The sequence below is a fragment of the Colwellia sp. TT2012 genome (genome assembly GCF_001440345.1).
In the GTDB taxonomy this organism is placed as follows: domain Bacteria; phylum Pseudomonadota; class Gammaproteobacteria; order Enterobacterales; family Alteromonadaceae; genus Colwellia.
In genome coordinates, this window is sequence record NZ_LJYX01000132.1 from 1 (window position 1) to 814 (window position 814).

Annotated in this window: 1 protein-coding gene; it reads left to right on the forward strand. The window is 62.4% G+C overall.

Annotation, left to right across the window (positions count from 1 at the left end; translation table 11 throughout):
* A partial coding sequence (locus ASU03_RS19125; RefSeq protein WP_197411317.1) for a GMC family oxidoreductase N-terminal domain-containing protein occupies window positions 1-814 on the forward strand: 814 nt, incomplete at both ends.

An 814-nucleotide genomic window follows, 5' to 3' on the forward strand; every position in this document is an offset into this window, starting at 1 on the left:
CGCTGATCAACGGCATGTGCTACATCCGTGGCAACGCCATGGACTACGACGGCTGGGCCAAACTGCCAGGCCTGGAAAACTGGAGCTATCTGGACTGCCTGCCGTATTTCCGCAAGGCCGAAACCCGCGACATCGGCCCTAACGATTACCACGGTGGCGAAGGCCCGGTCAGCGTGACCACGCCAAAAGCCGGCAACAACCCGCTGTTCCACGCCATGGTTGAAGCCGGCGTGCAAGCCGGCTACCCGCGTACCGAAGACTTGAACGGCTACCAGCAAGAAGGCTTCGGCCCGATGGACCGTACCGTCACGCCGAACGGCCGGCGCGCCAGTACCGCCCGTGGCTACCTGGACACTGCCAAGAAGCGTTCGACCCTGACCATCGTCACCCATGCCCTGACCGACAAAGTGTTGTTCGAAGGCAAGCGTGCAGTCGGCGTGCGTTACCTGATCGGTGCCGCCGAAGAACGTGTTGAAGCCCGTGCGCGCAAGGAAGTGCTGGTGTGCAGCGGCGCAATCGCCTCGCCACAACTGCTGCAACGTTCCGGTGTCGGCCCGGCCAAACTGCTGGAAAGCCTCGACATCCCGGTGGTCCACGACCTGCCAGGCGTCGGCGAAAACCTGCAGGACCACCTGGAACTGTACCTGCAATACGCGTGCACCCAACCGGTCTCGTTGTACCCGTCGCTGCTCTGGTACAACCAACCGGCGATTGGTGCCGAGTGGCTGTTCAACGGCACCGGCATCGGCGCCAGCAACCAGTTCGAAGCGGGCGGTTTTATCCGTACCCGTGAAGAGTTCGAATGGCCGAACAT